Annotated in this window: 6 protein-coding genes and 1 pseudogene; 2 read left to right on the top strand and 5 right to left on the bottom strand. The window is 65.6% G+C overall.

Annotated features, from left to right (window positions below; genetic code table 11):
• Positions 1–58: 58 nt before the first annotated feature.
• From JMF86_RS21495 to JMF86_RS21475, 5 genes are all read right to left on the bottom strand, one after another.
• The gene (locus tag JMF86_RS21495) at positions 59–1114 is read right to left on the bottom strand and encodes a DUF1839 family protein (protein ID WP_011547859.1); all 1056 of its coding nucleotides are present in this window, start codon (positions 1112–1114) and stop codon (positions 59–61) included.
• Positions 1111–2085, bottom strand: a complete 975-nt coding sequence (locus tag JMF86_RS21490) for an amino acid--[acyl-carrier-protein] ligase (protein ID WP_011547858.1) — start codon at positions 2083–2085, stop codon at positions 1111–1113. The genes JMF86_RS21495 and JMF86_RS21490 overlap by 4 nt, the downstream gene beginning before the upstream one ends.
• Positions 2082–3278, bottom strand: coding sequence for an acyl-CoA dehydrogenase family protein (locus JMF86_RS21485; protein WP_006479191.1), 1197 nt, complete (start codon positions 3276–3278; stop codon positions 2082–2084). The genes JMF86_RS21490 and JMF86_RS21485 overlap by 4 nt, the downstream gene beginning before the upstream one ends.
• Positions 3275–3526 (bottom strand): acyl carrier protein, encoded by a 252-nt coding sequence (locus JMF86_RS21480; protein WP_006490451.1) that lies wholly within the window; start codon positions 3524–3526, stop codon positions 3275–3277. Before JMF86_RS21480 ends, JMF86_RS21485 begins: the two co-directional genes overlap by 4 nt.
• 179 nt (positions 3527–3705) lie before the next feature.
• Complete coding sequence (locus JMF86_RS21475; RefSeq protein ID WP_011547857.1) at positions 3706–4488, bottom strand: Crp/Fnr family transcriptional regulator; 783 nt, start codon at positions 4486–4488, stop codon at positions 3706–3708.
• A gap of 921 nt (positions 4489–5409) precedes the next feature.
• Here JMF86_RS21475 and JMF86_RS21470 point away from each other — a divergent pair.
• Positions 5410–6192 (top strand): Crp/Fnr family transcriptional regulator, encoded by a 783-nt coding sequence (locus tag JMF86_RS21470; protein WP_011547856.1) that lies wholly within the window; start codon positions 5410–5412, stop codon positions 6190–6192.
• 11 nt (positions 6193–6203) lie between these two features.
• Positions 6204–6555 (top strand): annotated as a pseudogene (locus JMF86_RS21465) (undecaprenyl-phosphate glucose phosphotransferase); the annotation flags it as partial.

Genomic DNA, 6555 nt, shown 5'->3' with positions numbered 1-6555 from the left:
TGCACGGCGCCCGCGGCCGTCGCCAGCATCGACCACGCGGGCAGGGGGCGCGCGCGCGTCACCGCATGGCCGACACGGGCTCCGTGTCGTAGCGCACGGGCGTCACGTGCCGCAGCGGCGCACCGATCTGCCGCGCGCACGCGACGAGGTCGCCGTACGCGGTCTCGATCGCTTCGAGCGTCGAATCGCCGCGTTCTTCCTTGCCGCGTGCGCACGCGCGCGCGAGCCGGAATTCGAGCACCATCGCCTCCGACGCGATGCGATCGCACGCGGCGCGGATCTCGGCGAACGGCCCGGTGCAGCCGCTCGCCTGCAGCCAGCGCGCATAGTGGCCGAACAGTTCGAAATTCGCGCCGAGCTGACGCACCGAATTGAACGAATACGCATGGAAGTGCTCGAGCGGCGCCTCCGCGAGGATGGGCGCGTCGGCCTGCAACTGCCGACGGAACGCCGCGATCGGATCGACGACCGGCAGGCGCCGCAGGTGGCGCTGCAACGCGGCGAGCGACGCTTCGCAGAGCGCGCGCTCGTCGAGCGGCGCAAAGCGTCGCTTCGCGCATTCGACGTACGGCGGCAGCGTCATCGGCGAACTGCCGCCGACGAGCCCGTTGTAGTCGAAATCCTCGGCGACGTAATAGCCGCTGTTGTGGAAGTAGCCGATCTGGTGCTTCGCGCGGTCGATCGCGTCGATGCCGATCGTCGTCTTCGTGTGCTGGGTGCGGTAGCTGCTGCCGCGCGTATCGGGCAGGAACCACGCATCGACCTCGACGATCATCAGGTGGCCGCGTGCGACCTGCGTCTCGATGTGCTGGTCGAGCGGCTCGTAGATCGAATGTTCCTGCACGACGATCCCGTAGAGCCGCTCCAGCTCGTCGTGCGGAAACTTGAAGAACGTGAACTGGTCGCCCTCGAAATCGAGCGCGATCGTAAACGGCAGCGCCGCGTACGGATTGAGGCCCCACCACCGGAGCACCTCGAGCCACATGTCGACGTAGCAGTTGGTCTGTTTCCAGACCATCTCCTGACTGTGCAGCGGGTGCGGCCGGTAGTGGCGCGCGCGGTGGCGCACGCTCTCGAACGACGCGTCTTCGCCGTCGCGGGAAACGAACCTCATCGCGTGCCCCACAGCACGTCGCGAACTGCTTGCGGCCATGCGTCGATGTCGAAGCCGTGGTGGCGGAACAGCGCGAGCGTGAGCCGCTCGAGGCCGAAGCCGACGCAGCCCGTGTGCGCGACGTCGCCCGTCGCGGTGCGGATGTCCCACAGCAGCCCGAAGTGGTCCATGTGGTAGTTGAAGCTCAGGCACGCGGTCTGGCGATCGTCGTGCTCGATCGGGATCAGCAGCTCGAACTTCAGGCTCTGCTCGCGCTGGCTGTCCGCGACGATCTTGCCGCCGCGTCCGAAGAACGGGTCGTTCGCGAGATCGATCGCATTCGGCAGGCCCAGCGACTCGATCATCCGCGTGCCGCGTTCGATCCACGTCTCGCGGAACGAGACGATCTGCTCGGGCGTGCCGATTCGCACGTACTCGCGCATCCGGAACAACTGCATGCGGGTCGGGTCGAGCGACGGTTCGTGACGGAAGCAGTACGAGAACACGTCGACGATGCGGCCGTCGGCCGGCAGCGCGCCCGCGCGGGCGACGACGGGATAGACGGGGTAGCACGCGGCCGGCGTCATCACGACGTAGGTCGGCTTCTGGTTCTCGGTCCAGTCGTCGCCGCGATCGAGGCATTGCAGCACGCGCTGATGCTGGCGCTCGTCGCCGCAGAACGCATGCACGCTGCCCGCCAGTTGCGGGAAGCTCTTCATGTATTCGCTGCGCTCGAACTCCATGCGGCTCATCGCCGGCGGAAAGCGCAGCACTTCGGCCTGCTGGTCGGCGCCGATGCGCGTGACGAACGCGTCGAGCGCCTCGACCACGCGCTCGAATCGTTCGCTGCGGCCGAACAGGCCCTGGATACCGGTCGAAACCAGCAGGCCCGCATCGATCAGCGCGTCGCGCAGCGGATTGACGCCCGCGCGGTCGAGCGGCGCGTCGGCGGGAACGGAGGCGGCGGAGGGCACGGCGAGGCGATCGTTCACGTATGTTTCTCCAGCGTCGCAGGACGCAGCGCGAGCAACAGGCTCGCAGTGTTGGCGGCAATGCGGTCGTTGCTGATCATCAGCGGCGCCGCGTGCAGGTCGCGAATGTGGCGGCCGATGCTGAACGGCGTGCCTTGCTTGTAGCCGGCCATCCCGCAGATCATCATCGCCTGCTGCGCGACTTCGAGCGCGGTCGCCGACACGTAGGTCTTCAGCGTATTGATCTCGGCGGCCCAGGCCATGCCGGCCGACCACGAGCGGGCCGACGCGTTCGCGTGGAGGCGCAGCACGTTGTCGACGCGGGCCTGCATCGCCTGCATCAGCGCGAGCGACTCGGCGATGCGCCGCGCGGCGGGCGACGGTGCGCCGTCGGTCTGGCGCGCCTGTGCGCGGAAGAACTGGTGCGCGCGATGAAACGCGTCGCCGGCCACGCCGATCCACACCGCGGCCCACAGGATGTGCGAGACCGGCACCATCGTTTCCTCGGCGATCTTCGCGAACGGCACCGGCAGGCATTGCACGGCGGCGCCTTGCGCGTCCAGCACGAAGCCGTTGCTGCACGTGCCGCGCATGCCGAGCGTGTCCCATTCGCCGCGGCGCGTGAGCGTATAGCCGTCGCGCAGCAGCGTGACGAGCACCTGCTCGGAAGCCGGCGCATCCGCATCGCGTCGCGCGGTGGCGAGAATGCCGTCGGCGTAGTCGCCGTACGAGATCGTCGGCGCGGATTTGTGCAGCCGGAATCCACCGCCGTCGATCTCGAGTGCGCACTGGCTCGCGCGCAGGTTGCCGCCGACGCCGTCTTCCGACGTGGCCGATGCGAGCAGCCATTGGTGGCGCACGAGCTGTTGCAGGAACAGCCGGTGCCAGCCCTGGTCGGCGGCGTGGTCGACGATGCAGGCGACCTGGATCTGGTGCATCGCGAACACCATCGCCGACGACGCGCAGGCCTGGCCGAGGATCGAGCAGGCCGACGCGATGTCTTCCAGCGACGCGCCAGCGCCGCCGAGATGGGTCGGCACCATTGCGCCGAGCAGGCGGCGCGCGCGCATCGCCTCGATCGCCTCGACGGGGCAGCGCGCGTCGCGATCGACCGCATCGGCATGCTGGGCGGCGATCTGCGCGACGGCATGCGCGGCCTCGTCGAGCCGATGCGAATCGCTGTCGGACGCGAGTTCGGGAAGCAGCGCGCTCATGCGGAGTGCTCGGTGCGTTGCAGCGTGGCGATCGTGTCCGCGAGCGCGTCGATGCTGCGGAACAGGTTGCGGTTCAGCATCTCGTCGGGAATCTCGATGTTGAACTGCTTTTCGATCGCGAGCATCAGCTGGATCGTATCGAGCGAGGAGAGGCCCGCTTCGTAGAGGTCGTCCCCGTCACCGATCGAATCGATCGCGGCTTCGAGATGGGCGACGTGCTTCAGGATGGTTCTGATTTCGTTTTTCACGTGCTGCTCCGGCGTGCGTGGTGTCGTCCGCTCGGGCAGACGCGCGATCAGCGCTGACATCCCCCCGGCAGTCCGGCATCAGTAGACCATTGGCAGACACGACGTTCTGTTCGCCACCCTACAAACGGCTGACCCGGCACGCGGGCGGCATCGAAGCGCCGCCCCGGCCGGTGCGCCGATCACGCGCGCGACGCGGCCGGCACGCCCGAGTCGGCCGACAGGATGCGCTTCATCTCGTCGCGCACGATCGCGCGGCAGCCGCACGACATTTTTTCGAGGCCGTCGAGGTCCGCGAGCTCGATCGAGCTGCGGTATTGGCGAATCAGGCCGAGCTTCTGGATTTCACCGGCGGCGTCCGTGACCGTTTCGCGCCGTACGCCGAGCATTTGCGCGAGCATGCTGTGCGTCACCTGGATCTCGATGCTGCGCGTGCGGTCGAACGCCAGCAGGAACCATCTGCATAACTGATGTTTGAGCACGTGATGACGGCTGCAGAACGTGATCTGCGACACCTGCGCCATCAGCAGCCGCACGCAGACGAACACGAGGTGGCGGATCACCGGCGACGCATCGAACGCGGCGGCGAACACACGCCGGTCGAGTCGGTAGACGAAGCCGTCGCGGCACGCGAGCGCACGGCACGGCATCCGGCCGCTGCCGCCGATCACGTCGTCGCAGACCACGCTTTCGCTGCCGATCTCCGCGACTTCCAGCGTCATGCCGCCGGACGACACGTACTGCAGCGAAATCGCGGTCGTGACCGGCAGGTAGACCGCGGCGAGCATTTCGCCGGGTTCGCAGAGCACTTGCCCGGATTTCAGGTGAACGAGTTGCAGGTGAGGCGTCAGTGTGAGGAGTTCGTCGCGGTCGATGGCCGCGAGAAACCGGTTGGCGTCGAAGCTGTGGGAAAGCTCGATCATGCCGTTCGCATGCGCGACGGCGTCGGCGGCCTGGTGAGTCACGGGCGCATCCTCGCAGGTTGGCGGTCGCGCGTCGTTTCGGCGAATCCCGGAACGGGATTTCGCACGATCGTGCGGACTTGTGTGGATCAAAAACGGAATGACGATACTCGCGAAAAAGGCTAGCACGCAATTGAAATCGTCCAATTCCGCATTCTGTAATTTTACAAAGTTTGACGGTTGCGATTGAGCGCAAACGTTATGCCGATTTAAGAATTCATTTCGCCAGAATTAATCATCCTGAAATGGAATCGTGTGCTTGCTTGTCATTCGATGTCGATAGGGAATCAATCGAACGACGTGCGCATCGTACAGCGAAAGTGTCGGAAAGGCATTGAACATTATTTGACAAATAAATGGGGATCGCCTGATTTTTCATTTAAATCAAAGGCTTGTGGGTGATATGTGCGGTAGCGGACAGAGTGCCGAATGAGTATGCCGATTCAATTTTGAGACAGTTTGAAACGAGCGTGTGAGGGGCTGGGGCGCCGGTAAATGCTGCGCTGCACATCACGGAAACAATTGAAAATCGGCCGTAAGTATTTGAACGATAAGCGTCGTGGCCGCCGCGTAGCAGCCCTGATCCGATACGCGGGAATTGATCAGTCGAATGCGCGCTGTGTCCAGCGGATGGAGGAGTGTCCGGAAATGAGACGTTTTTTCGCTTTTGGGGTCGGTTATTCGGGGGCGCTAAATCGGATGTGATTCATATATTAAGGACGGGCGGCTATTGGCACGTAAATCGCTTATTCGGGCTGGCGTGTAGAGAACGGGACAGTCGACTCAATCGGGCAATGACAAACCGATGGCCAGTCGGATTCAGGGTTGTGGGCCGCAACCGCTGTCAATGTCCTAGCGCGCATCGCGATAACGAATTCCGTGCATGCGGTTGCAGGCGGCGCGGACGATAAAAGGGATACAGACATGCTTCATCTTCACTCGAGCTATTCGGCGAATGCCATTCTTGCTGCCCTCCCGGAGGACAGCATCCGCACCATCGCACCGCATCTCGAACTGGTCAGGATCAAGGCCGGGATGCTCGACCGGGTCGGCGAGCCGATGCGTCATCTGCATTTTCCGACGACGGCGATGATGTCGGTCCAGCACCTGATGGAGGACGGTGCGATGGTCGAGGTGGCGGTGGTCGGCCGCGAGGGTGTGGTCGGGCTGGGGACGCTGGTCGGCGGGATCGCGGCGTCGAACCGGGTCGAGGTGCGGATCGGCGGGATGGCCTATCGCGTGCCGAGTTGCGTGATGCGCGCCGAATTCGAGCGGTCGCCGCAGACCTATCGGCTGCTGCTCAACACCTGCCAGGCGACGATGGCGCAGATCTCGCGCAGCGCGCTGTGCAACCGGCACCACTCGGTCAGCGAACAGCTCAGCCGCTGGCTGCTGCTCGCGCACGACCGGATCGACGGCGACGAGCTGGCGGTCACGCAGCAGACGATCGCGAACATGCTCGGCGTGCGGCGCGAGGGCGTGACGGAAGCGGCCGGGAACCTGCAGGAAGCCGGGCTGATCCGGCAGCGCCGCGGCCGCATCACGGTGCTCGACCGCGACGGCCTCGAACATCACGCCTGCGAATGCTACGACCTGATTCGCGCGGACTATCGCCGGTTGCTCGGCACGCGCGGGAATGCGATGCCGGCGACGGTTCGCTCGCGCATGCCGGAAGGGCACCGCGGATTTCCCGCACACGGTGCGTGACGATGCAGTCGATGTCCGGTGGAACGAATGCGATGCGGCGTGCCGCGATCGCGGCGGCCGACGTCGTGCTGGTGCTGGCGGGCGCGCTGGTCGCGCAGGCGGCGTCGGGTCTCGGCTGGCATGCGTTGTCCGACGCGCAGCGCGGTGCGATCGCGTTGCTGTGCGTGCTGACGGTGGCGCTGCTGCCGCGTTACCTGCGCACCGTGCGCGGCGGCGTGGCGGTGCAGGGTGGCGCGCACGTGCTGACGCACACGCTGGTGGCGGTCGTTTGCGCGAGCGTGCTGACGGTGGCCGGCACGATGTGGATCATGAATCGCGGCGGCACGGTGACGACCCGCTGGATCGTGCGCACGGTGCTGGCCG

The sequence above is a fragment of the Burkholderia sp. E168m15 genome (assembly GCF_016586105.1).
Classification (GTDB): Bacteria; Pseudomonadota; Gammaproteobacteria; order Burkholderiales; family Burkholderiaceae; genus Burkholderia; species Burkholderia orbicola.
This window is presented reverse-complemented; position numbering and strand designations above follow the sequence as displayed.